21 protein-coding genes and 1 pseudogene are annotated in these 21,521 nt (G+C 68.2%); 15 read left to right on the top strand and 7 right to left on the bottom strand.

The window, feature by feature from the left end:
• Window positions 1-825, top strand: coding sequence for an orotidine-5'-phosphate decarboxylase (gene pyrF, locus MHEC_RS14605; protein ID WP_048891752.1), 825 nt, complete (start codon window positions 1-3; stop codon window positions 823-825).
• Window positions 826-834: 9 nt separating this feature from the next.
• Here the strand turns inward: pyrF and MHEC_RS14600 are convergent, their stop codons facing one another.
• Window positions 835-1,284, bottom strand: a complete 450-nt coding sequence (locus MHEC_RS14600) for a TOBE domain-containing protein (RefSeq protein ID WP_071700129.1) — start codon at window positions 1,282-1,284, stop codon at window positions 835-837.
• 111 nt (window positions 1,285-1,395) lie between these two features.
• Between MHEC_RS14600 and zwf the strand changes: the two genes are divergently transcribed.
• From zwf to metK, 6 genes are all read left to right on the top strand, one after another.
• A complete protein-coding gene (gene zwf / locus MHEC_RS14595) occupies window positions 1,396-2,859 on the top strand; it encodes a glucose-6-phosphate dehydrogenase (RefSeq protein ID WP_048891754.1) in 1,464 nt (487 codons plus the stop codon).
• Between the two features lie 426 nt (window positions 2,860-3,285).
• Window positions 3,286-3,603 carry an integration host factor, actinobacterial type gene (gene mihF, locus MHEC_RS14590; protein WP_003920181.1) on the top strand — a complete coding sequence of 106 codons (318 nt, stop codon included), beginning with the start codon at window positions 3,286-3,288 and terminating at the stop codon, window positions 3,601-3,603.
• Between the two features lie 8 nt (window positions 3,604-3,611).
• Window positions 3,612-4,235, top strand: coding sequence for a guanylate kinase (gmk, locus tag MHEC_RS14585; RefSeq protein ID WP_048891755.1), 624 nt, complete (start codon window positions 3,612-3,614; stop codon window positions 4,233-4,235).
• Between the two features lie 61 nt (window positions 4,236-4,296).
• A complete protein-coding gene (rpoZ, locus tag MHEC_RS14580; RefSeq protein WP_048891756.1) occupies window positions 4,297-4,620 on the top strand; it encodes a DNA-directed RNA polymerase subunit omega in 324 nt (107 codons plus the stop codon).
• Between the two features lie 14 nt (window positions 4,621-4,634).
• Window positions 4,635-5,876, top strand: coding sequence for a bifunctional phosphopantothenoylcysteine decarboxylase/phosphopantothenate--cysteine ligase CoaBC (gene coaBC, locus MHEC_RS14575; RefSeq protein WP_048891757.1), 1,242 nt, complete (start codon window positions 4,635-4,637; stop codon window positions 5,874-5,876).
• Window positions 5,877-5,984: 108 nt separating this feature from the next.
• Window positions 5,985-7,196 (top strand): methionine adenosyltransferase, encoded by a 1,212-nt coding sequence (gene metK / locus MHEC_RS14570; RefSeq protein ID WP_048891807.1) that lies wholly within the window; start codon window positions 5,985-5,987, stop codon window positions 7,194-7,196.
• 74 nt (window positions 7,197-7,270) lie between these two features.
• On the opposite strand, the gene MHEC_RS14565 is transcribed toward metK, so the two are convergent.
• The 3 genes and pseudogenes from MHEC_RS14565 to MHEC_RS14560 all read right to left on the bottom strand — a co-directional run bounded on the left by MHEC_RS14565 (window position 7,271) and on the right by MHEC_RS14560 (window position 9,886).
• Entirely contained in the window at window positions 7,271-8,746 is a 1,476-nt protein-coding gene (locus tag MHEC_RS14565; RefSeq protein ID WP_048891758.1) for a flavin-containing monooxygenase, read from the bottom strand.
• Window positions 8,743-8,881 (bottom strand): annotated as a pseudogene (locus MHEC_RS24430) (hypothetical protein); the annotation flags it as partial. The gene MHEC_RS14565 and the pseudogene MHEC_RS24430, both read right to left, overlap by 4 nt.
• 54 nt (window positions 8,882-8,935) lie before the next feature.
• A complete protein-coding gene (locus tag MHEC_RS14560) occupies window positions 8,936-9,886 on the bottom strand; it encodes an alpha/beta hydrolase (RefSeq protein WP_048891759.1) in 951 nt (316 codons plus the stop codon).
• On the opposite strand from MHEC_RS14560, the gene MHEC_RS14555 reads away from it, so the two are divergent.
• The gene (locus MHEC_RS14555) at window positions 9,885-10,592 is read left to right on the top strand and encodes a lysoplasmalogenase (protein ID WP_048891760.1); all 708 of its coding nucleotides are present in this window, start codon (window positions 9,885-9,887) and stop codon (window positions 10,590-10,592) included. The genes MHEC_RS14560 and MHEC_RS14555 overlap by 2 nt on opposite strands.
• A gap of 50 nt (window positions 10,593-10,642) precedes the next feature.
• Complete coding sequence (locus MHEC_RS14550) at window positions 10,643-12,589, top strand: primosomal protein N' (RefSeq protein ID WP_048891808.1); 1,947 nt, start codon at window positions 10,643-10,645, stop codon at window positions 12,587-12,589.
• 12 nt (window positions 12,590-12,601) lie between these two features.
• Here MHEC_RS14550 and MHEC_RS14545 read toward each other — a convergent pair whose 3' ends face one another.
• Together MHEC_RS14545 and MHEC_RS14540 are read right to left on the bottom strand one after the other, a co-directional pair.
• Complete coding sequence (locus MHEC_RS14545) at window positions 12,602-13,150, bottom strand: TIGR03086 family metal-binding protein (protein WP_048891761.1); 549 nt, start codon at window positions 13,148-13,150, stop codon at window positions 12,602-12,604.
• A gap of 98 nt (window positions 13,151-13,248) precedes the next feature.
• Window positions 13,249-13,794 carry a ferritin gene (locus MHEC_RS14540; RefSeq protein WP_048891762.1) on the bottom strand — a complete coding sequence of 182 codons (546 nt, stop codon included), beginning with the start codon at window positions 13,792-13,794 and terminating at the stop codon, window positions 13,249-13,251.
• A 207-nt stretch (window positions 13,795-14,001) separates the two neighbouring features.
• On the opposite strand from MHEC_RS14540, the gene MHEC_RS14535 reads away from it, so the two are divergent.
• Complete coding sequence (locus MHEC_RS14535) at window positions 14,002-15,966, top strand: aconitate hydratase (RefSeq protein ID WP_048891809.1); 1,965 nt, start codon at window positions 14,002-14,004, stop codon at window positions 15,964-15,966.
• A gap of 5 nt (window positions 15,967-15,971) precedes the next feature.
• Here MHEC_RS14535 and MHEC_RS14530 read toward each other — a convergent pair whose 3' ends face one another.
• Window positions 15,972-16,796, bottom strand: a complete 825-nt coding sequence (locus MHEC_RS14530; RefSeq protein ID WP_048891763.1) for a class I SAM-dependent methyltransferase — start codon at window positions 16,794-16,796, stop codon at window positions 15,972-15,974.
• 141 nt (window positions 16,797-16,937) lie between these two features.
• Between MHEC_RS14530 and MHEC_RS14525 the strand changes: the two genes are divergently transcribed.
• From MHEC_RS14525 to ribD, 5 genes are read left to right on the top strand one after another with little or no spacing between them, the layout of a single operon-like run.
• Window positions 16,938-17,417: a MarR family transcriptional regulator gene (locus MHEC_RS14525; protein WP_048891810.1), complete on the top strand. Its 480-nt coding sequence runs from the start codon at window positions 16,938-16,940 to the stop codon at window positions 17,415-17,417.
• A 42-nt stretch (window positions 17,418-17,459) separates the two neighbouring features.
• The gene (fmt, locus tag MHEC_RS14520) at window positions 17,460-18,392 is read left to right on the top strand and encodes a methionyl-tRNA formyltransferase (RefSeq protein WP_048891764.1); all 933 of its coding nucleotides are present in this window, start codon (window positions 17,460-17,462) and stop codon (window positions 18,390-18,392) included.
• The gene (locus MHEC_RS14515; RefSeq protein ID WP_048891765.1) at window positions 18,389-19,804 is read left to right on the top strand and encodes an RsmB/NOP family class I SAM-dependent RNA methyltransferase; all 1,416 of its coding nucleotides are present in this window, start codon (window positions 18,389-18,391) and stop codon (window positions 19,802-19,804) included. The genes fmt and MHEC_RS14515 overlap by 4 nt, the downstream gene beginning before the upstream one ends.
• Window positions 19,805-19,814: 10 nt before the next feature.
• Complete coding sequence (gene rpe, locus MHEC_RS14510; RefSeq protein WP_048891766.1) at window positions 19,815-20,504, top strand: ribulose-phosphate 3-epimerase; 690 nt, start codon at window positions 19,815-19,817, stop codon at window positions 20,502-20,504.
• Window positions 20,501-21,520 carry a bifunctional diaminohydroxyphosphoribosylaminopyrimidine deaminase/5-amino-6-(5-phosphoribosylamino)uracil reductase RibD gene (ribD, locus tag MHEC_RS14505; RefSeq protein ID WP_048891767.1) on the top strand — a complete coding sequence of 340 codons (1,020 nt, stop codon included), beginning with the start codon at window positions 20,501-20,503 and terminating at the stop codon, window positions 21,518-21,520. The genes rpe and ribD overlap by 4 nt, the downstream gene beginning before the upstream one ends.
• The last annotated feature ends 1 nt before the right edge of the window (window position 21,521 follow it).

Here is a 21,521-nt window from a genome sequence, read left to right as displayed (position 1 = left end):
ATGCCCGGATTCGGCGCCCGGCTGCGCGACGCCACGTCGCAACGCGGCCCGCTGTGTCTGGGCATCGACCCGCATCCCGAGCTGCTGCGCGCCTGGGAGCTGCCCGCCACCGCCGCGGGCCTCGCCGCGTTCTGCGACACCTGTGTCGAGGCCTATGCCGGCTTCGCCGTGGTCAAGCCCCAGGTGGCGTTCTTCGAGGCTTACGGTGCCGCCGGCTACGCGGTGCTGGAGCGCACCATCGCGGCGCTTCGCGCGGCCGGCGTGCTGGTGCTGGCCGACGCCAAGCGAGGCGACATCGGCTCCACGATGGCCGCCTACGCCCAGGCCTGGGTCGCCGACTCGCCGCTGGCGGCCGACGCCGTCACCGCGTCGCCGTATCCGGGTTTCGGTGCGCTGCAACCGCTGCTGGACACCGCCGCCGCGCACGCGCGCGGGGTTTTCGTGCTGGCTGCGACATCTAACCCGGAGGGCGCAGCGCTGCAACGGGCCGTTGCCGATGGGCAGACGGTGGCCCAGCGCATCGTCGACGCGGCGGCGGCGGTCAACCGGGCAGCCGGGCCCGGGCCCGGCTTCGTCGGCGTGGTCGTCGGTGCCACCGCGCCCGACCCGCCCGACGTCAGCGCGTTGAACGGCCCGGTCCTGGTGCCCGGTGTCGGGGCGCAGGGGGGACGGGTGCAGGCGCTCGGCGGGCTGGGCGGCGCGGTGCCCGGGCAACTTCTGCCCGCGGTGTCGCGCGACGTGCTGCGGGCGGGCCCTCGTGTCGCAGACTTGCGCGCGGCGGCGGAACGGATGCGAGACGCCGTCGCCTATCTCGCGGCGGTATAGCCGGGGCCGTCAGGAGAGTTCGTCAGGGGTTTCGACGATGACGTTGGTGGCCTTGACCACGGCTACGGCCACACTGCCCGGTTCCAGTTTCAGCTCGCGCGCGGCCTCGCTGCTCATCAGGGACACGACGGTGAACGGCCCGCATTGCATCTCGACCTGCGCCATCACCTTGTCGGTGATCACCTTGGTGACCAAGCCGACGAATCGGTTGCGCGCCGAGCTTGCCACGCCCAGCGGATTCGGCGGCAACGGGCGCGCGTTGGTGCGCCAGAATTCGGCTAACTCGTCCCCGGCGATCACCTTGCGACTGGACCGGTCGAGGCTGACCGACAAGCTGCCCTGGTCGATCCACCGTCGCACGGTGTCGTCGCTGACGCCCAGCAGTTCGGCCGCTTCCCGGATCCGCATTTTCCGCATAGCCAATCGTATGCACGACGTGCGGCGCCTGGGGCGGCCCAATCGCCGCGAATACGGCGCAAAACGCCAGATGGTCCCGCCTCGCGGATCACCGCGGTGTCGGCCCGCCTAATCGGTCGGCGAGCGTGGAAAGCAAGTGGGAACATCGTAGTTGTGACCGGTTCAGCCGCGCGGACCAAAGGCCAGGCCAGTGGCGCCGCACCCCACGTCGTCGTCTTGTTCGGCGCCACAGGTGATTTGGCGCGTCGCAAGTTGCTTCCCGGGTTGTTCCACCTGTGCATGTCCAGGCTGGCGCCTGAATTGCGGATGGTCGGAACGTCGCTGGAGGAGCTCGACGACGAAGGTTTCCGCAAGCTCGCCGCAGAGGCATGCATGCAGTTCTCGCGGCGCGCGGTGTCCCGGGAGGACCTCGACAACTGGCTGCAGACCCTGCGGTACGTCCCGCAGAGCAGCGGAGCCGGCGCGCTCTCGGCCGCGGTGACCGAGCAGGCTGCGCAACTCGAGGGCGAAGTGCGGCTGCTGCACTACTTGAGCGTCCCGCCCAAAGCCGTGATCCCGGTGATCCAGATCCTCGAAGATGCCGGACTCGTCAAGGGCGCCCGGGTGGTGATGGAAAAACCATTCGGCACCGATCTGGAGAGCGCGGTGGCGCTCAACGCCGCGATCCACGAGAAGTTCGACGAATCGCAGATCTTCCGGATCGACCATTTCCTGGGTAAAGAAGCCGCGCAGAACATCCTGGCGTTCCGATTCGCCAACGGTTTGTTCGAGCCGATCTGGAACCGGACATTCATCGACCACGTTCAGATCGACGTGCCGGAAAAGTTGTCGCTGGAAGGACGAGCGGCGTTCTACGAGCCCATCGGAGCCTTTCGCGACATGGTGGTCACTCACCTGTTCCAGATCCTGGCGTTCGTGGCGATGGAGCCGCCGACCGCTCTGGCTTCGCGGGCGATCAGTGCCGAGAAGAACAAGGTGTTCGAGTCCATGGTGCCGCTCGACCCACACAACGTGGTGCGAGGCCAATACCGGGGATATCGCGAAGAACCCGGCGTCTCATCCGATTCCGACACCGAGACATTCGTCGCGCTCAAATGCGAGATCGACAACTGGCGCTGGGCGGGTGTGCCGTTTTATCTGCGTACCGGCAAGTGTATGGCGGAGGGCCAGCGGATCATCTCGATCGCGTTTCGGGAACCTCCCAAGAGCATGTTCCCGCCGGGTTGCGGCATCGGCCTGCACGGCCCCGATCACCTCACGTTCGACCTCGCCGACGAGTCCAAGGTGTCGCTGTCGTTCTACGGCAAACGTCCCGGGCCCGGCATGAAGCTGGACAAGCACAGCCTGCAGTTCGCGATAGCCGAGACCGAGGCCGTTCGCGACGTGCTGGAGGGCTACGAGCGGCTGATCCTGGACGCCATGCACGGCGACCATACGCTGTACACCACGTCGGAAGGAATCGAGCGGCTCTGGGAAGTCTCCGCCCCGCTGCTCGAAGATCCACCGCCGGTGCGCAGCTACGACGTCGGCTCGTGGGGCCCGAACGCCATTCACCAGCTCATCGCCCCGCACGCGTGGCGGCTTCCGTTCGACCGAGCCTGGCGCAGCGCCAAGTAGGGTTCTCCGGCTCCGGCCGGCCCAGCTACTACGCGACGTAGTTGCGTTCTCTTGTGCGTGCGACCCGCCGCGCGACACGCGCGACACGCCGCGACATGCGAAATGGGTCAAGATTGGCCTTCGATGGCCGTTGCCGGCGCGGCGGCCGGTCGTGCGTTGCGGGCTGCGCAGCCTGCGGCTACAGGAAAAATGCCTGGTAGATAGCATGATCTCGGCCCGGGGCAGCCGCGTGTGACCGCGCTGGGCACGTCCGGCCGGGCGGGCTTCGGCGCGGTCAGGCATGGCGGTTGAGGACGCCACAAGCTGCATCTTTGTGGCTTCAAGCAGGGGGGCGGGTTAGATTTCGTCAGGCAGCGTGGGTACGGTCGTCTCCGCTGGCTGGAGTACCCGGCTGAGACAAACAAAGATCGATGAGACGGAGGAATCGTGGCCCTTCCCCAGTTGACCGACGAGCAGCGCGCCGCCGCGTTGGAGAAGGCTGCTGCCGCACGTCGAGCGCGAGCCGAACTCAAGGATCGGCTCAAGCGCGGCGGCACCAACCTCAAGCAAGTGCTCAAGGATGCCGAGACCGACGAGGTCTTGGGCAAGATGAAGGTTTCCGCGCTGCTCGAGGCCCTGCCGAAAGTGGGCAAGGTCAAGGCGCAGGAAATCATGACCGAGCTCGAGATCGCACCGACCCGTCGGCTGCGTGGGCTCGGCGACCGCCAGCGCAAGGCACTGCTGGAAAAGTTCGGCTCCGCCTAGCCCGACAGATGAGCGCCGACGGGGGACCGGACGGCGAGCGCAACCAGAACCTGCGGCCGGCGTCGGCAGGGCGCGTGGTCGTGCTGTCCGGTCCCTCCGCCGTCGGAAAGTCGACGGTGGTTCGATGTCTGCGCGAGCGGATTCCCCACCTGCACTTCAGCGTGTCGGTCACCACGCGGGCACCGCGGCCCGGCGAGGTCGACGGTGTCGACTACCACTTCGTCACACCGGAGCGCTTCCAGCAACTGATCGAGGAAGGCGCGCTGCTGGAGTGGGCCGAGATCCACGGCGGACTGCACCGGTCAGGCACGCTTGCGCAGCCGATTCGCGACGCCGCCGCGACCGGACACCCGGTGCTGATCGAGGTCGACCTGGCTGGCGCCCGGGCGGTCAAAAAGGCGATGCCCGAGGCGATCACGGTTTTCCTGGCGCCGCCGAGCTGGGAGGATTTGCAGGCCCGGCTAGTCGGCCGCGGCACCGAGACACCGGAGGTGATCCAGCGGCGGCTCGACACGGCCCGCGCCGAACTGGCGGCTCAGGGTGACTTCGACGAGGTCGTGGTCAACGATCGATTGGAGACCGCGTGCGCGCAATTGGTATCCTTGCTGGTGGGAACGCCGGATCCCGGGTGAATCGGCTTGTCTGGTCGTTAGCCGTTCCCAGCCGCACTAGTTTGCCAGGAGAATTTTTTCAGTGAGTACTCCGCAGCCTGACGCGCCGTCTGCCACCAAGGATCAGTTCGATCCGACTCTGGGTGGCACCGTGACCTACGACCCGCCGCTGGGTATCACGAACCCGCCCATCGACGAGTTGCTGGAGCGCGTCTCGAGCAAATACGCCCTGGTGATCTACGCGGCGAAACGGGCGCGGCAGATCAACGATTACTACAACCAGCTGGGCGAGGGCATCCTGGAGTACGTCGGTCCGCTGGTGGAGCCGGGACTGCAGGAAAAGCCGCTGTCCATCGCGCTGCGCGAAATCCACGCCGACTTGCTCGAGCACACCGAAGGCGAGTAAGTAGGCGTCGCGGCATGGACCGCAAACGGATCGTCGTCGGCGTCTCGGGAGGCATCGCCGCCTACAAGGCGTGCACGGTCGTCCGTCAGCTCACCGAAGCGGGCCACCGGGTCAAGGTGGTCCCCACCGAATCAGCGTTGCGTTTCATCGGTGCGGCCACGTTCGAGGCGCTCTCCGGCGAACCGGTACACACCGGGGTCTTCGACGACGTGCCGCTGGTGCCGCACGTGCACATCGGCCAAGAGGCCGACCTGGTGGTGGTGGCCCCGGCGACCGCCGACCTGTTGGCCCGCGCGGTGGCCGGCCGGGCCGACGATCTGCTGACCGCGACACTGCTGACAGCCCGATGTCCGGTGCTGTTCGCGCCGGCGATGCATACCGAAATGTGGCTGCATCCGGCCACCGTCGAGAACGTGGCCACGCTGCGGCGCCGCGGCGCAGTGGTGCTGGAACCGGCATCCGGACGGTTGACCGGCACCGACAGCGGTGCCGGGCGGCTCCCCGAGGCCGAGGAGATCACGACGTTCGCCCAACTGCTGTTGGAGCGGCCCGACGCCCTGCCCTACGACCTGCGCGGCTACAAGATGCTGGTGACCGCCGGCGGCACCCGCGAGCCGATCGACCCGGTGCGCTTCATCGGCAACCGCAGTTCGGGCAAGCAGGGCTACGCGCTGGCCCGCGTCGCCGCGCAGCGAGGAGCCGAGGTCACCCTGATCGCCGGGCACACCGCGGGGCTCATCGATCCCGCCGGTGTCGACGTGGTGCACGTCAGCTCGGCGCAGCAGCTGCGCGACGCGGTATCCAAGCATGCTCCCGACGCCCATGTGCTGGTGATGGCGGCCGCGGTCGCCGATTTCCGCCCGGCCCAGGCCGCGTCCGCCAAGATCAAAAAGGGGGTCGAGGGACCCCCGACCATCCGACTCGTGCGTAACGACGACGTGCTGGCCGGCGCGGTGCGGGCCCGCGCCGACGGGCAGCTGCCCAACATGCGGGCCATCGTCGGGTTCGCGGCCGAGACCGGCGACGCGGAAGGCGACGTGTTGTTCCATGCCCGAAATAAGCTGCGCCGCAAGGGCTGTGACTTGCTGGTCGTCAACGCGGTCGGTGAAGGCAGGGCGTTCGAGGTCGACAGCAACGACGGCTGGCTGTTGGCCTCCGACGGCACCGAGTTGGCGTTGCAGCACGGCTCCAAGACGCTGATGGCCAGTCGTATCGTGGACGCCATCGCCGCCTTTCTGCGCAGCGGCAGCGGGTAAGTCCGCTCGCGACGCCCGCGCGGGCCGGGCGGGTGGACAGCGCGACGATATAATTTGTCTGGCTAACATTTTGATGGATGTGGATGGATGTGGCGGAAGGATCTGGGTGTGAGCGAAAAGGGTCGGCTGTTCACCAGCGAGTCGGTGACCGAGGGGCACCCCGACAAGATCTGCGATGCCATCAGCGACTCGGTGCTCGACGCCCTGCTGGCCGACGACCCCCGCTCACGCGTCGCCGTCGAGACCATGGTCACCACCGGCCAGGTACATGTCGCCGGTGAGGTGACGACCAGCGCCAAGGAGGCGTTCGCCGAGATCACCGACACGGTCCGCAGCCGCATCCTGGAGATCGGCTACGACTCCTCCGACAAGGGCTTCGACGGAGCGTCGTGCGGGGTGAACATCGCCATCGGCAGGCAGTCTCCCGACATCGCCCAAGGTGTCGACACCGCCTACGAGGCCCGCGTCGAAGGCGTGGAGGACCCGCTGGATGCGCAGGGCGCCGGTGACCAGGGCCTGATGTTCGGCTATGCGATCAAAGACACCCCGGAAATGATGCCGCTGCCGATCGCCCTGGCCCATCGGCTGGCCCGCCGGCTGGCCGAGGTCCGCAAGAACGGTGTGCTGCCGTATCTGCGCCCGGACGGCAAGACCCAGGTCACCATCGCCTACGAAGGCAATACCCCGGTCCGGTTGGACACCGTCGTGATTTCCACCCAGCACGCCGCGGACATCGACCTGGACGACATGCTGACTCCCGACATCCGGGAAAAGGTCCTCAACACCGTGCTCGACGACCTGGCTCACGACACCCTGGACGCATCCGGAGCGCGGCTACTGGTCAACCCGACCGGCAAATTCGTGCTCGGCGGGCCGATGGGCGACGCGGGGTTGACCGGCCGCAAGATCATCGTCGATACCTACGGCGGCTGGGCCCGCCACGGCGGCGGCGCCTTCTCCGGCAAGGATCCCTCCAAGGTGGACCGCTCCGCGGCCTATGCGATGCGCTGGGTGGCCAAGAACGTTGTCGGTGCCGGGCTGGCGGAACGGATCGAGGTGCAGGTCGCCTACGCCATCGGCAAGGCGGCACCGGTCGGGCTGTTCGTCGAGACGTTCGGCACCGAAACCGTCGACCCGGTCAAGATCGAGAAAGCCATCGGCGAGGTGTTCGACCTGCGGCCCGGGGCCATCATCCGCGACCTGGACCTGCTGCGGCCCATCTATGCGCAAACCGCGGCCTACGGCCACTTCGGCCGTACCGACATCGACTTGCCCTGGGAGCAGCTCAACAAGGTCGACGACCTCAAGCGCGCAGTGTAGGACCCAACTACCGCGAGCAGACGCAGAATCGCACAAATCGCCGCGGGGTAACGCGATTCTCTGTCTGGTCGCGGCTACGAGGTGAACCGGTAGTCGTCAAGGTCGAAACGCCTGCTGCGCCAATAGGCCTCGACGGTGGTGGTGGGCCGCAACGGCACGTCGCCGTTCTTGTCGAAGTAGTAGCTGTTGGCCCGTCGGCAGCTGTCCTGCCAGAAAACCTGGCGGTGCCGGCGGCGCATCATCTCGGCGAAATACCGGTCGTTGGCTTCCCGGGTGACTTCCACCCGGGTGGCGCCCCGGCGCCGGGCCCGCTTCAGGCACCGGATGATGTGGTGGGTCTGGGTCTCGATTAGCGCGAAGTAGGAGGAGCCGACGTAGCCGTAGGGGCCGAACACCGAAAACAGGTTCGGGAATCCGGGGATGCTGACACCCTCGTAGGCCTGCAGCCGGTGTTCGTCCCAGAATGCGCTTAGTGAGCGGCCACCGCTGCCGGTCACCGCGAACGTGGGCACGCTGTCGGCGTCCATCACCTTGAAGCCGGTCGCCAGCACCAGCACGTCGATCTGGTGGGTTTCGCCGTCGCGGGTGGCCACGCCGGTGGGCGTGATCTTGTCGATCGGCTCGGTGACCAGCCGCACGTTGTCACGGTTGAAGGTGGCCAGGTAGCCGTTGTGGAAGCCTGGGCGCTTGCAGCCGACGGCGTAGTTCGGGGTGAGCTTCTCGCGCACGACGGGATCGCGGACCTGCCGACGCAAGTAGGCCAGGCCAGCCGCTTCCATCCGTTTGGCCAGCGGGAAGACGGTGAAGTAATGCGCCGGGATGGGAAACGTCGCTTCGACGAAGGCTTGGCTGGCCAGCCGCTGCACGGCCTTGCCGCCCGGCAGCCGCATCGCCCAGCGCGCCGGCGCTGGCAACGGCACGTCAAACTTGGGGAAGCACCAGATCGGCGTGCGCTGAAACACGGTGAGATGCTTGACAATCGGGGCGATCTCCGGGATCACCTGCACAGCCGAGGCACCGGTGCCGATGACCGCGACCCGCTTGCCGGTCAGGTCCTGGTTGTGATCCCAGCGTGCGGTATGCATGGTGATGCCGGCGAACGAGTCGACGCCGTCGATGTCGGGCAGTTTGGGCACGGTGAGCACGCCGCTGGCGTTCACCAAAAATCTGGTGGTGATGTCGCCGCCGGGGTCAATCTGCACCCGCCACAGGTCGTGGTCGTCGTCGAACCGCGCGGCGAGAACTTTGGTGTTGAAGCGGATCTTCGGCCGGATCCCATACTTGTCGACGCAATGTTCTGCATAGGCCCGAAGTTCGTGTCCGGGCGCATAGGTTCGCGACCAGTGCGCGCTCTGTTCGAACGAGAACTGGTAGGAAAACGACGGAATGTCCACGGCGATACCGGGATAGGTGTTCCAATACCAGGTGCCGCCGACGCCATCGCCGGCTTCGATCACCCGGTAGTCGCCGAATCCGGCCTGGCCGAGTTTGATCGCGGTGCCGATGCCCGAGAATCCTGCGCCGACGACGACGGTGTGGTAATCGGTCATGGGCGTCTCCGCGCGACGACGTGTACACCCTGCTTGGGCCGCAGCGTGAGCGTCGCCTCGAGTTCTATCGGATGCCCGGGCATGAGGTCGATGATCGCCGTCATCAGGACCATTTTCCATCAGCGCGAAGCTCTCTCGCATGCGGTCAAACGGTGGCACGGTGTGGCGCCCCAGCACATACTCGCGGCGCTAGGCGTGCAGCGCCTTGCGCAGGGCCACCAGCCCACGGTCCATGGCTTCGGTGGCGGCGGGCACCACGCCGGCGTATCCGAGGTAGCCGTGCATGAGGGTTTCAGCGCAGTGGACTTCGACGGGCACGCCCGCCGCGGCGAGCAGCTCGCCGTAGCGGATGCCGTCGTCGCGCAGCGGGTCGTGGCCGGCGACCGCGACATAGGCGGGCGGCAAGCCGTCGAGGTTGGCCGCCCGTCCCGGCGCCAGCCCCGGCGGCGGGTTGGTCAAGTCGAGTTCGCCTGCGTACCAACGCGAGAACGCCGCGATTGCGGCCCGGTCCAGTATGGGCGCAGACGCGTTCTCGGTGAACGACGGCAGCGAAGTGTCCCACAGCGTGGACGGATACCACAACAGCTGGAAGGTCAGCGGTGGCCCGCCCTCGTCGCGGGCACGCTGCGTGATCACCGCGGAAAGGGTGCCGCCGGCCGAATCGCCGGCCACCGCGAGGCGGGCGGGGTCGGCGCCGAGTTCGTCACCGTGCTCGGCGACCCATTGCGTTGCCGCCCAGGCGTCGTCGACAGCGGCGGGGTAGGGGTGCTCAGGCGCCAGCCGGTAGTCGACGGAAACGACAACCGCGTCAGCGCCCACGGCGTGCTGGCGGCAGGTGCCGTCGTGGGTGTCAAGATCGCCGGCGACAAAACCGCCGCCGTGGAAGTACAGCATCATCGGCAGTGGTGTTTCCAAAGCCTCTGGCGGCCAATAGATTCGGACCCCGATGTCGCCGGCCGGCCCGCCGATGGTCTTGTTTTCGACCCGTACGTCTGGATGAACCGGGCGGCGGGGCAGGTCACGCATCCGCTGCCGCACCGTCTCGACGCCCTCGTCGGCGCAGAGCCGGAACGGAACCTTATCCAGTACCTTCAGCATGGTGGGATCGATGGCGGGACCGGTCTTGTCGAAGCTGGGCATGGGCCCACCGTACGCACCCCGGGTGGTGCTCGGTGCGTGGGTGGCTGCCGGTTGGTTCGGTGTCGGCTACGGGATCTTTGTGACCGTGACCGCACTGCGGTCGTCGCCGGGTGCCGAGTTGACCGGCCACTGGGTGGCACAACCCGCGTTCAAGGCGTCGATGGCGCTGCTGCTGGCCGTGGGCGCCGCCGCGCATCCGATTGTGCGGGAGCGACGCTGGCTGATGCCGGCGCTGCTGGCGTCGGCCGTCGGCGACTGGCTGCTGGCCATCCCGTGGTGGTCGTTGTCGTTCGTGTCAGGACTCGCGTCATTTCTGTTGGCGCACTTGTGTTTTCTGGCAGCACTGATTCCACTGGCCCGACGGTCCGCGGTGCGCCTGATCGCGGTGGTGCTGGCCTGCCTGGCGTGTGCGGCGCTGCTGGCGTGGTTGTGGCCGCGGCTGCAGGCGCACACGGTCCCGGTGACCGCGTACATCGTGGTGTTGGCCGCGATGGTGTGCGCCGCACTGCTGGCACGGTTGCCGACGGTGTGGACCGCGGTAGGTGCGGTGTGCTTCGCGGTCTCGGACGCGATGATCGGCATCGAGCGCTTCGTGCTCGACAACGAGGCGCTGGCGGTCCCGGTCTGGTGGGCCTACGCGCTGGCGCAGATCCTGATCACGGCCGGGTTCTTCTTCGGTCGGACGGAGCCGGCGGCCGGCCGGTGAGCGCGACCCGGCGGGCCGCCGAGCACGAACCGATCGCGCGGGTGCTGCCGATGTTGTCGGTGCCGCATCTGGACCGCGAGTTCGACTATCTCGTTGCCGCAGAGCAATCCGACGACGCCCAGCCAGGGGTGCGGGTCCGGATTCGGTTCCATGGCCGGCTGGTCGACGGCTTCGTGCTGGAGCGCCGCACCGACACCGATCACGCCGGCAGGTTGGGCTGGCTGGACCGTGTCATCTCCGCCGAGCCAGTGCTCACCCCGGAAATCCGCCGGCTGGTCGACGCGGTAGCGGCGCGCTACGCCGGAACCCGGGCCGACGTGTTGCGGCTGGCCGTGCCGGCGCGGCATGCCGGCGCGGAGCGGGAAACCCTGACCGCGATCAGCCGGCCTGTCGTGGAGCCGGTCGACCCCACCGGTTGGGAGTCCTACGGCCGCGGCGGCCAGTTTCTGGCCGCGCTGGGCGAATCACGCGCCGCGCGCGCCGTATGGCAGGCGTTGCCGGGTGAGCTGTGGGTGCATCGATTCGCTGAAGCGGCCGCGCAGACGGTCCGCGCGGGGCACGGCGTGCTGGCGATCGTCCCCGATCAGCGGGATGTCGACGCGCTGTGGCGGGCGGCGATCACGCACATCGACGACGCCGCGGTGGTGGCGTTGTCGGCCGGGCTGGGGCCCGCCGCCCGCTACCGTCGCTGGCTGGCGGTGTTGCGGGGCCGCGCCCGGCTGGTGATCGGCACCCGCAGCGCCGTGTTCGCGCCGGTAACCGACCTGGGTTTGGTCCTGGTGTGGGACGACGGCGACGACACCCTGGCCGAGTCGCGGGCCCCGTATCCCCATGCCCGTGAGGTCGCGTTGCTACGGGCCCACCAGCGCCGCTGCGCCGCGCTGCTCGGCGGTTATGCCCGCACCGCAGAAGCTCACGCACTCGTTCAACGCGGCTGGGCGCACGACATCGTCGCGGCGCGCCAGCTGGTGCGTGCGTGTGCGCCCCGGGTGGTGGCGATCGACGACCACGGCTACGCCGAAGCGCGTGACCCCGCGGCACGCACCGCGCGGCTACCGTCGGTGGCCCTGCGCGCGGCCCGCTCGGCCCTGGGGTCGGGCGCCCCGGTGCTCGTGCAGGTGCCGCGGCGGGGATACATCCCGGCACTGGCGTGTGGACGCTGCCGCGCCATCACCCGCTGCCGGCACTGCAGGGGGCCGCTGTCGCTACCCGATCGCGCGGCGGCCGGCCCGGTGTGCCGCTGGTGTGGCCGGGTGGAGCCTGCGCTGCGATGCGCACGCTGTGGATCCGACACGGTGCGCGCGGTCGTGGTCGGCGCCGGGCGCACGGCCGAGGAGCTGGGCAGGGCATTTCCCGGGATCAATGTGATCACCTCCGCGGGCGACGCCGTCGTTTCCGAGGTCGCAGCCCGTCCGGCCCTGGTCGTCGCCACCCCCGGGGCCGAGCCCCGCGTTCCGGGTGGGTACGGGGCGGCGTTGCTGTTGGACGGCTGGGCGCTGCTGGGCCGGCAGGACCTGCGTGCCGCCGAAGACACCCTGCGGCGCTGGATGACCGCCGCGGCACTGGTTCGCAGCCGCCGGGACGGCGGGGTGGTCACCGTCGTCGCGGAATCATCGATCCCGACCGTCCAAGCGCTGATCCGCTGGGACCCGGTGGGCCACGCGGACGCCGAGCTCGCCGGGCGTACCGACGTTGGCCTGCCACCGAGCGTGCACATCGCCGCGGTCGACGGCACCGCGGACGCGGTGGCGGCGCTGCTCGACGAAGTTCGGCTGCCCGACGGCACCGATGTCCTCGGCCCGGTGCAGCTGCCGCCGGGCGCACGCCGCCCGGCGGGCGTTTCCGCCGGCGCGGCGGTGACCCGGATGCTGCTGCGGGTGCACCGCGACCGGGGCCTGGCGCTGGCGGCCGCCCTGCGCCGCGCCGTTGCCGTGCTCAGTGCGCGGCAAACGCACGAGCCCGTCCGCGTCGCGATCGACCCCCTGCACATCGGGTGACCGCGCGCTGATTTAACCCACTGCGCGGCCGAGGAAGGCGGCCAGCTGATCGGCGGGCGGACGGTCGGCCGAACATGGCCGCTCGGCACCGAACGGTCTGCCCGGGCCGCGAAATTCGGGCCGCACACTGGCGCGCGCGACAGCCAGCTGCTCGAGTGCCAACTCGGGATCCAGGTCGGTGGACTGGTCGGTGGCAGCGGCCAGATCCCATGCGTGGACCAGCACGTCCGTCGTGCGCATCCCGATCAGGACCCGGCCGGCGACTTCGCCAAACGGCAGCCGATAGGTCGCGTCTAACGCACCGGGTTTTGCGAACGCCTCCTGTGCGGCGGCGGCGGACGCGCGGTGCGCCTCGGTCACATCGACGGGTCGGGCCGGCGGCTGCTCGTAACTGCCCGCCCATTGGCCGACCCGCTCGTTACCGCTCACCACATGGTCGATCAGGTCGCGAACCGTCCACTCCGAGCACGGTGTTGCGGCTCCCAACTGGTCGGGTCTGACTCGGGCGAGCACGGCGGCGAATATGTCCTGAGCACGCTGATGAGCCACCTGTGGATCCATAAAGTCGCCTTTCAGTCGGTTCGTTCGCGGTCATCGCTACCACAGCAGCGCGGGACATGGCACCGGTTGAACCGAGTTGCCGACCCGGGCGGATCGGTTCAGAGGCTGCCTCCGGCGGCATGCGGAGCACCGGAGGGACTCGGCGCCGAGCCCACCTCGCGGGCGACGAAGTTCTCCAGATCGAACAGGTTGGCTTTGGCACGGTCGGCGACTCGCACCAAGGTTGTCATCAGCGCCACCTGTCGGATCTGCTCCTTGCAGAACCACTGGATGAACTGTTCGCCGAGGTAATCACTTTCCTCGCGTGCCACACCGGCAAGCCTGCCGACCTGTTCGGTCACCGCACGTTCGTGCTGCACCGCTAACTCCAACGCGTCTCGGGCCGAGTCGAATTGGTTTCGCACCTCGTCTACTCCCGGGATTTCCACGGGCGCGTCCCGGTCGAGGAGGTACTGGACCAACATCATCGCGTGATTTCGCTTCTCGACGGCTTGGCTGTAAAAGTGTCTCGCCAGCTGTGGCAAGTTGTCGCGGTCGAAATACACCGCCATCGCAATATATTGCTGGGCGACCGTGAATTCATTACGTATTTGATCTTGCACCAGCGCATTGAATTTCGTTGTGGGGACATTTCGATTGCTCATGAAGTGAACGTTAGCGCAGGTAGATAGCCTTAGCAACGAAGGTAACACTAATTCAGGACAGCTTTGCCTAAGTAGACAAATGCGAGCAGTTTTCGGCAGCTAAAGTTAGCCTATGGTGAATTGGTCGAAACTGCAGTGATAGCCGCGAGCCGGTCATGGGAATACATCGGGTAGCACACCAGCCCACCGTGATCGGGAAGGACCATGATGGCGCTCAACGTCACCCGCAAGTTGATCAACTCACACCTGGTATCCGGTGAGATGACGCCGGGCCGGGAGATTGCGATACACATCGACCAGACACTGACCCAGGATGCGACCGGCACGCTGGTAATGCAGGAACTCGAGGCACTCGGGCTCGACAGGGCGCGTACCGAGGTGAGCGTGCAGTACGTCGACCACAACCTGCTGCAAACCGACGAGAAGAACGCCGAGGACCACGAATATCTGCGCACCGCCTGCCAGCGCTTCGGTCTCTGGTTTTCCAAGCCTGGCAACGGAGTGTCGCACCCGACGCATATGCAGCGGTTCGGGATTCCAGGCAAAACCATGGTGGGTTCGGATTCGCACACCCCGGCGGCCGGTTCGCTGGGCATGTTGGCCATCGGAGTGGGTGGTCTCGAAGTGGCGCTGGCGATTTCGGGACGTCCACTGCACCTGCGGATGCCTGAGGTGTGGGGAATAAGGCTCGAAGGTGAACTGCCCCAGTGGTGTTCGGCCAAGGACGTCATCCTGGAGATGCTGCGCCGACACGACGTCAAGGGCGGGGTGAACCGGATCATCGAGTACCACGGTCCCGGCCTGGCCGGCCTGACCGCGATGGACCGGCACGTGATTGCGAACATGGGAGCTGAATTAGGAGCTACCACAACGGTTTTCCCCAGCGACCAAGCGGTTCGCGATTTCATGCGGGCCGAAGGCCGCGAGGACGACTGGGTCGAGTTGGTCGCAGACGATGGCGCGGGCTACGACATCGAAGAGACCATCGACCTATCCAAGATCGAGCCGCTGATCGCACAACCGTCCTCGCCGGGCAATGTGGTGCCGGTTCGTGACGCCGCCGGTAAAGACGTCGCGCAGGTGGTGATCGGGTCGAGCGCCAACCCGGGACTTCGCGATTTCGCGATCGCCGCCGCGATGGTGGCGGGACGGCAGACGGCACCGCATGTCAGCTTTGACATCAACCCGACCTCACGGGAGATCCTGGCCGACCTGACCAAGATGGGCGCGCTGACCGAGCTGGTCGTTGCCGGTGCGCGAATTCACCAAGCGGGCTACATGGGCTGCATCGGCATGGGTCAGGCCCCGGCAGTCGGCCGAAACTCGCTGCGTACCATGCCGCGTAACTTTCCCGGTCGGTCGGGCACCAGAGAGGACTCGGTGTGGTTGTGTTCGCCGGAGACCGCCGCCGCGTCAGCGTTGACCGGAGTGATCACCGATCCGCGGGAGTGGGCGCGCAAAGCAAAGGTGAAGTATCCGAAACTTGAGCTTCCCCGGCAGAATTCGGTGAATACCGCGATGTTGGTGCCGCCGTTGCCACAGGAGCAGGCGCGCAACGTCGAACCGGTGAAGGGGCAAAACGTTTCGAGCCTTCCGGAGTTCTCGCCGTTGCCCGACGAGATCGAGGCGCCGGTGCTGCTCAAAGTCGGCGACAACATCTCCACCGACGAGATCTCCCCGGCCGGCGCGCGAGCGCTGCCGTATCGCTCCAACATTCCGAAGCTGTCGATGTTCAGTTTCGCCCAGCTCGACGACTCCTATCCCCAGCGGGCACAGCAGGCCCAGCAGACCGGTCACGTCGTCGTCGGCGGCGACAACTACGGCCAGGGATCTTCGCGCGAACATGCCGCGATCGCACCGCGTTATCTGGGGCTGCGCGTGGTGATCGCCAAGTCGTTCGCCCGCATCCATTGGCAGAACCTGGCCAACTACGGGGTGCTCGCCCTCGAGTTCGACGACGAGGACGACTACGACACGATCGAGCAAGGCGACACGCTGCGCATCGGCAATCTTCGCGACACCTTGGCACGCAGCGACACGTTGCAGGTCGACAACGTCACCAAAAAGACGTGTCTGACTGTGCGGCAACGGCTTTCACAGCGCCAGGTGAAGGACGTGCTAGCCGGCGGGTTGATCCCCCGGCTGGCCGGAGAAGAGGCAACACGCAGCTAGCCGCTCTACCACTTTCTGGCGATGACGAGCAGGTACTCCCACTGCATGACGCCGTCTCTGAGGTGGCTTTGGGCTAGTTCGATGAGTTGAGCGTCAAGGCTGGCGACCAGGACCGGGTTGTCGGCGATGTTGCGGTAGGCGCTGATCGTCGGGCCGTAGTGGTGCTTGAAGTACTCGTGCACCGCTTCTGGGCTGTCAAACCGGTCCACTGTCAGCATGCCCCGGCGCGCGCTGACATCGCCGACGCGCTGACCCAACAGGCCGGTGACGTAGTCTTCCCGACCCCACAGCGCCGCCGGAGGCATGCCCGGCTGCGGTGTCGGCCGGTATGGCCGGATCGCGGCAAGCATCTGACCGAAGAACCCCTCCGGGGTCCAGCTGATCAGGCCAATCGTCCCGCCGGCCCGGCACACCCGCACCAGCTCGTTGGCGGCGCGTTGATGGCGCGGTGCGAACATCACGCCGATGGCGGACAGCACCGCGTCGAATGCGCCGTCGGCGAACGGCAGCGCTTCGGCGTTGGCTTCCCGGCACTCGAGGTGCAGACGCAGGTCGGCAGCGCGTCTTTGGGCGCGCTGCAGCAGCTCCGGTGTGAGGTCGCTGGCCACCACGTGGGCGCCGACCCTGGCGGCTGGAACCGACACGTTGCCGGAACCGGCAGCGACGTCGAGGACCCGATCGCCCGGACCGATGCCGGCGGCGGCCACCAGCAGCGGGCCGAGCGGCGCCATCACCTGCTCGGCGATGAGCGCGTAGTCGCCCAATGCCCACATCGCCCGGTCGCTGATTGCCGAGGCGTGCTCTGCTCCGGCGGGCACGTCAATGCTCATTGAGAATCTCCTCCAGGAATGCGGGGTTCGTACGACAATAGTAGTCTTAGGAAATAGTTCTGGTAGGTTATAGTTGTCTGCTGCTATGCTGTGGCAACCCTGTGTGCCGAAACGATCGGCGTGACCACAGAAAGCGCGGCCATGACCACCAAAGCCACTGCAACCGAGGAGTCGCTCGACGCGATCACCGACGCGCTGTTGACCGCATCACGCCTGCTGGTGGGCATCTCGGCTCACTCCATCGCCCGGGTCGACGAGACCATCACCATCCCGCAGTTCCGGACCCTGGTGATCCTGTCCAACCGCGGCCCGATCAACCTCGCGACCCTGGCCGCCGTGCTGGGCGTGCGGCCGTCGGCCGCGGGCCGAATGGTGGATCGGCTCGTCGGCGCCGGGCTCGTCGACCGTCAACCTCACCCCACGTCGCGCCGCGAACTGTTGGCCGCGTTGACCGAGCGCGGACGTGAGGTGGTGCGCAAGGTCACCGCACAGCGGCGCGCCGAGATCGCCCGCATCGTCGAACGAATGCCGGCGTCGGAACGTCACGGCTTGGTGCGCGCGCTCACGGCGTTCACCGCCGCCGGGGGAGAGCCGGCCGCCCATCTCGACGACGGGGCCTGATCGGCCGGCGACGTCCGGCGGCGCCGTTCCTAGACTGTGCCGGTGCGCCTCGTCTTCGCCGGCACCCCGGAAACCGCGTTGCCGGCGTTGCGTCGGCTCATCGACTCGCCCCGGCACGACGTGGTCGCCGTGCTCACCCGCCCGGACGCGGCGTCCGGCCGCCGGGGCAGGCCGGAGCCGTCGCCGGTGGCGCGGGCGGCTCTCGACCTGGGCATCCCGCTGCTGCGGCCGCGGCGGCCGAACTCCGCTGAATTCGTCGCCGAACTCTGCGGGCTGGCACCCGACTGCTGCCCGGTGGTGGCCTACGGTGCCCTGCTGGGCGAGGAGCTGCTCGCGATACCTCCCCACGGCTGGGTCAACGTGCACTTCTCGCTGCTGCCCGCCTGGCGCGGGGCCGCACCCGTGCAGGCGGCCATCGCGGCCGGTGACACGATCACCGGCGCGACCACCTTCCGCATCGAGCCGAGCCTGGACTCGGGGCCGGTCTACGGCGTCGTCACCGAGGAGATTCGGCCCACCGACACCGCGGGCGATTTGCTTGAGCGACTGGCCGTTTCGGGCGCCGCGCTGCTGGAGACCACACTCGACGGTATCGCCGACGGCACGCTCACACCGGTGCCACAGCCCGCCGACGGTGTCAGCTTCGCTCCCAAGGTCACTGTGGACCGAGCGCGGGTGCGCTGGGACTTACCCGCGCCGGTCGTCGAGCGGCGGATCCGAGCCTTCACACCGAAGCCCGGTGCATGGACACTCATCGGCGACCAGCGGGTCAAAATCGGGCCGGTCAGCATTGACGATCAAGCGCCGAAACCCTTGGAACCGGGCAGCATTCACGTCGGTCGGCATGACGTCTGGATCGGCACCTCGTCGGAGCCGGTACGGCTGGGCCAGATCCAGCCGCCCGGAAAGAAGTTCATGAACGCGGTCGACTGGGCCCGCGGCGCTCGCCTCGACCCGGACGCGCGAGCGGTATGACCCGCGGCAGGCGTACACCGGAGAGCCGGTCATCCCGCCCTGGTAAACCGCGGCATCGGCAGCGCCGCCGGCCCCTGGATCCGGCCCGCCGCGCCGCCTTCGACGTGCTGCGGGCGGTCTCCGAGCGAGACGCCTACCCGAACCTTGCGCTACCTGCGCTGCTGCGAGAACGCGGAATCCGCGGACGGGACGCGGCATTTGCCACCGAACTCACCTACGGCACCTGTCGCACCCTCGGTCTGCTCGACGCGATCATCGGCGCCGCCGCCGGGCGCCCATCTGAGTCCATAAACCCGGTCCTGCTTGATCTGCTGCGGCTGGGCGCCTACCAGCTGCTGCGCACCCGGGTCGACGCGCACGCCGCGGTGTCCACCACCGTGGAGCAAGCTGGCATCGAATTCGATTCGGCCAGAGCAGGTTTCGTCAACGCAGTGCTGCGGGCCATCGACGCCCGCGACGAGCAGTCCTGGCTAGCCGAGTTGGCCCCCGACCCCGCGTGCGACCCGATCGGCTACACCGCCTTCGTGCACGCCCACCCGCGGTGGATCGCGCAGGCCTTCGCCGACGCGCTGGGCCCGGCGGCCGGTGAACTCGATGCACTGCTGGCCAGCGACGACGAACGGCCGCAAGTCCACTTGGCCGCAAGACCCGATGCGCTGAGCGCTCGGGAGCTGGCCGACGCCGTGCGCGGCAGCGTCGGCCGATATTCGCCGTATGCGGTGTACCTGCCGACCGGTGACCCCGCGCAGTTGCCGGCGGTGCGCGACGGGCTCGCTCTGGTTCAGGACGAGGGCAGTCAACTGGTGGCCCGCGCGCTGACGTTGGCGCCGGTCGACGGCGACACTGGACGCTGGCTGGATCTGTGCGCGGGCCCTGGCGGCAAGACCGCGCTGGTGGCTGCGCTGGGCGCGGGCAGCGGGGCGCGGGTGACCGCGGTGGAGCCGTCGGCGCACCGCGCCGAGCTGGTGGCGCGCAACACCCGTGGGCTCCCGGTGGAGGTGGTGCGGGTCGACGCTCGGTGCAGCGGGCTGGCGCCGGGCTTCGACCGCGTTCTCGTCGACGTGCCGTGCACCGGTCTGGGGGCGCTGCGTCGTCGGCCGGAGGCGCGCTGGCGGCGCCGGCCCACCGACATCCCGGCGCTGACCAAGCTGCAACGCGAGCTGTTGGCGGCGGCGATCGCGCTGACCCGGCCCGGGGGTGTGGTGATGTATGCGACCTGCTCACCACATTTGGCCGAAACCGTCGGCGTGGTCGCCGACGCGCTGCGCCGGCACCCGGTACGCGCGCTGGACACCCGGCCGTTGTTCGAGCCCGTCGACCGGCTCGGGGACGGGCCGTATGTCCAGCTGTGGCCGCATCGCCACGGCACCGACGCCATGTTCGCCGCGGCGCTTCAAGTAGGCCCAAAGTAGGCTGAGGCGCATGCCGGGCACGACCGATCGGCCCCTGATAGCGCCGTCGATCCTGAACGCCGATTACGCCCACCTGGCCGACCAGGTGGCCGCCGTGACCGGCGCCGACTGGCTGCACGTGGACGTGATGGACAACCATTTCGTGCCCAACCTGACGATCGGACTGCCGGTGGTCGAAAGCCTGCTGAAGGTCACCGACATCCCGATGGACTGCCACCTGATGATCGAGGACCCCGATCGGTGGGCCCCGCCCTACGCCGAGGCGGGCGCCTACAACGTGACCTTCCACGCCGAGGCCACCGACAACCCGGTCAAGGTGGCCCGCGACATCCGCGCCGCGGGAGCCAAAGCCGGGCTGAGCATCAAGCCGGCCACCCCGCTGGAGCCCTACCTGGACATCCTCAAGGACTTCGACACGTTTCTGGTCATGTCGGTGGAACCGGGTTTCGGGGGCCAGGACTTCATGCCTGAGGTGTTGGGCAAAGTCCGCAAAGTCCGCAGCATGGTCGACTCCGGCGAGCTGACCATCCTCGTCGAGATCGACGGCGGGATCAACGCCGACACCATCGAACAGGCCGCCGAGGCCGGCGTCGACTGCTTTGTCGCCGGATCCGCTGTCTACGGTGCCGACGACCCCGCCGCCGCCGTGGAGGCGCTGCGCCGCCGGGCCAGGGCCACGTCACCGCATCTGCGCCGATGAGCACTCCCGTGGCCATCAGCTACGACGCCGCCATGCGGCTCGCCGTCGAGCACGCTGAACTGGTCAAGGGCAGCACCTATCCCAATCCGCCGGTCGGCGCGGTCATCCTCGACCGTGAGGGCCGGGTCGCCGGCGCCGGCGGCACCGAGCCGGCCGGCAGCGCGCATGCCGAGATCGTGGCGCTGCGCCGCGCCGGCGGCCTGGCCGCGGGCGGGACCGCGGTCGTGACGCTGGAGCCCTGCAACCACTACGGCAAGACCCCGCCGTGCGTGGATGCTCTGCTCGACGCCGGTATCGCCACAGTGGTGTACGCGGTTGCCGACCCGAATCCCGTCGCGGCGGGCGGCGCAGCCCGGCTGGCCGCCGCCGGCGTGCATGTCGTTCCAGGTGTGCAGACCGACCTGGTGGCCGCCGGGCCGCTGCGCGAGTGGCTGCACAAGCAGCGCACCGGGTTGCCGCATGTGACGTGGAAGTACGCCACCAGCATCGACGGGCGCAGCGCTGCCGCTGACGGCTCCAGCCAGTGGATCACCAGCGAGGCCGCCCGCGCGGACTTGCATCGCCGCCGCGCCGCCGCCGACGCCATCGTCGTTGGCACCGGGACGGTGCTCGCCGACGATCCGGCCCTGACCGCCCGGCTGGCCGACGGCAGTCTTGCCGAACGCCAGCCACTGCGGGTAGTGGTCGGTAAGCGCGAAATCCCCTCGGAGGCACAGGTTCTCAACGACGATTCGCGCACCATGGTGATCCGAACCCATGATCCGCACGAGGTGCTTAAGGCCTTGTCGGATCGCACCGACGTGTTGCTCGAGGGTGGGCCGACGCTGGCGGGTGCCTTCCTTCGCGCCGGGGCCATCGACCGCATCCTGGCCTATGTCGCGCCGATCCTGCTGGGTGGGCCGATCACCGCGGTCGACGATGTCGGGGTCCCGAGCATCGCGCGGGCGCTGCGGTGGCGGTTTGACGGGGTGCAGCGGGTCGGACCGGACCTGCTGCTAAGCCTGGTGCCGCGCTAGC

This window comes from Mycobacterium heckeshornense (assembly GCF_016592155.1).
Lineage (GTDB): Bacteria > Actinomycetota > Actinomycetes > Mycobacteriales > Mycobacteriaceae > Mycobacterium > Mycobacterium heckeshornense.
Note: the sequence above shows the minus strand (reverse complement) of the source record. Positions and strands in the feature narration are given on the sequence as shown.

What these genes read in the sequence shown, in the direction of transcription:
- pyrF (WP_048891752.1), top strand. Translation starts at nt 1, where the DNA reads ATGCCCGGATTCGGCGCCCGGCTGCGCGACGCCACGTCGCAACGCGGC.
- gmk (WP_048891755.1), top strand. Translation starts at nt 3,612, where the DNA reads ATGAGCGCCGACGGGGGACCGGACGGCGAGCGCAACCAGAACCTGCGG.
- coaBC (WP_048891757.1), top strand. Translation starts at nt 4,635, where the DNA reads ATGGACCGCAAACGGATCGTCGTCGGCGTCTCGGGAGGCATCGCCGCC.
- MHEC_RS14565 (WP_048891758.1), bottom strand. Translation starts at nt 8,746, where the DNA reads ATGACCGATTACCACACCGTCGTCGTCGGCGCAGGATTCTCGGGCATC.
- MHEC_RS14555 (WP_048891760.1), top strand. Translation starts at nt 9,885, where the DNA reads ATGGGCCCACCGTACGCACCCCGGGTGGTGCTCGGTGCGTGGGTGGCT.
- MHEC_RS14560 (WP_048891759.1), bottom strand. Translation starts at nt 9,886, where the DNA reads ATGCCCAGCTTCGACAAGACCGGTCCCGCCATCGATCCCACCATGCTG.
- MHEC_RS14550 (WP_048891808.1), top strand. Translation starts at nt 10,643, where the DNA reads ATGTTGTCGGTGCCGCATCTGGACCGCGAGTTCGACTATCTCGTTGCC.
- MHEC_RS14545 (WP_048891761.1), bottom strand. Translation starts at nt 13,150, where the DNA reads ATGGATCCACAGGTGGCTCATCAGCGTGCTCAGGACATATTCGCCGCC.
- MHEC_RS14540 (WP_048891762.1), bottom strand. Translation starts at nt 13,794, where the DNA reads ATGAGCAATCGAAATGTCCCCACAACGAAATTCAATGCGCTGGTGCAA.
- MHEC_RS14535 (WP_048891809.1), top strand. Translation starts at nt 14,002, where the DNA reads ATGGCGCTCAACGTCACCCGCAAGTTGATCAACTCACACCTGGTATCC.
- MHEC_RS14530 (WP_048891763.1), bottom strand. Translation starts at nt 16,796, where the DNA reads ATGAGCATTGACGTGCCCGCCGGAGCAGAGCACGCCTCGGCAATCAGC.
- MHEC_RS14525 (WP_048891810.1), top strand. Translation starts at nt 16,938, where the DNA reads ATGACCACCAAAGCCACTGCAACCGAGGAGTCGCTCGACGCGATCACC.
- MHEC_RS14515 (WP_048891765.1), top strand. Translation starts at nt 18,389, where the DNA reads ATGACCCGCGGCAGGCGTACACCGGAGAGCCGGTCATCCCGCCCTGGT.
- rpe (WP_048891766.1), top strand. Translation starts at nt 19,815, where the DNA reads ATGCCGGGCACGACCGATCGGCCCCTGATAGCGCCGTCGATCCTGAAC.
- ribD (WP_048891767.1), top strand. Translation starts at nt 20,501, where the DNA reads ATGAGCACTCCCGTGGCCATCAGCTACGACGCCGCCATGCGGCTCGCC.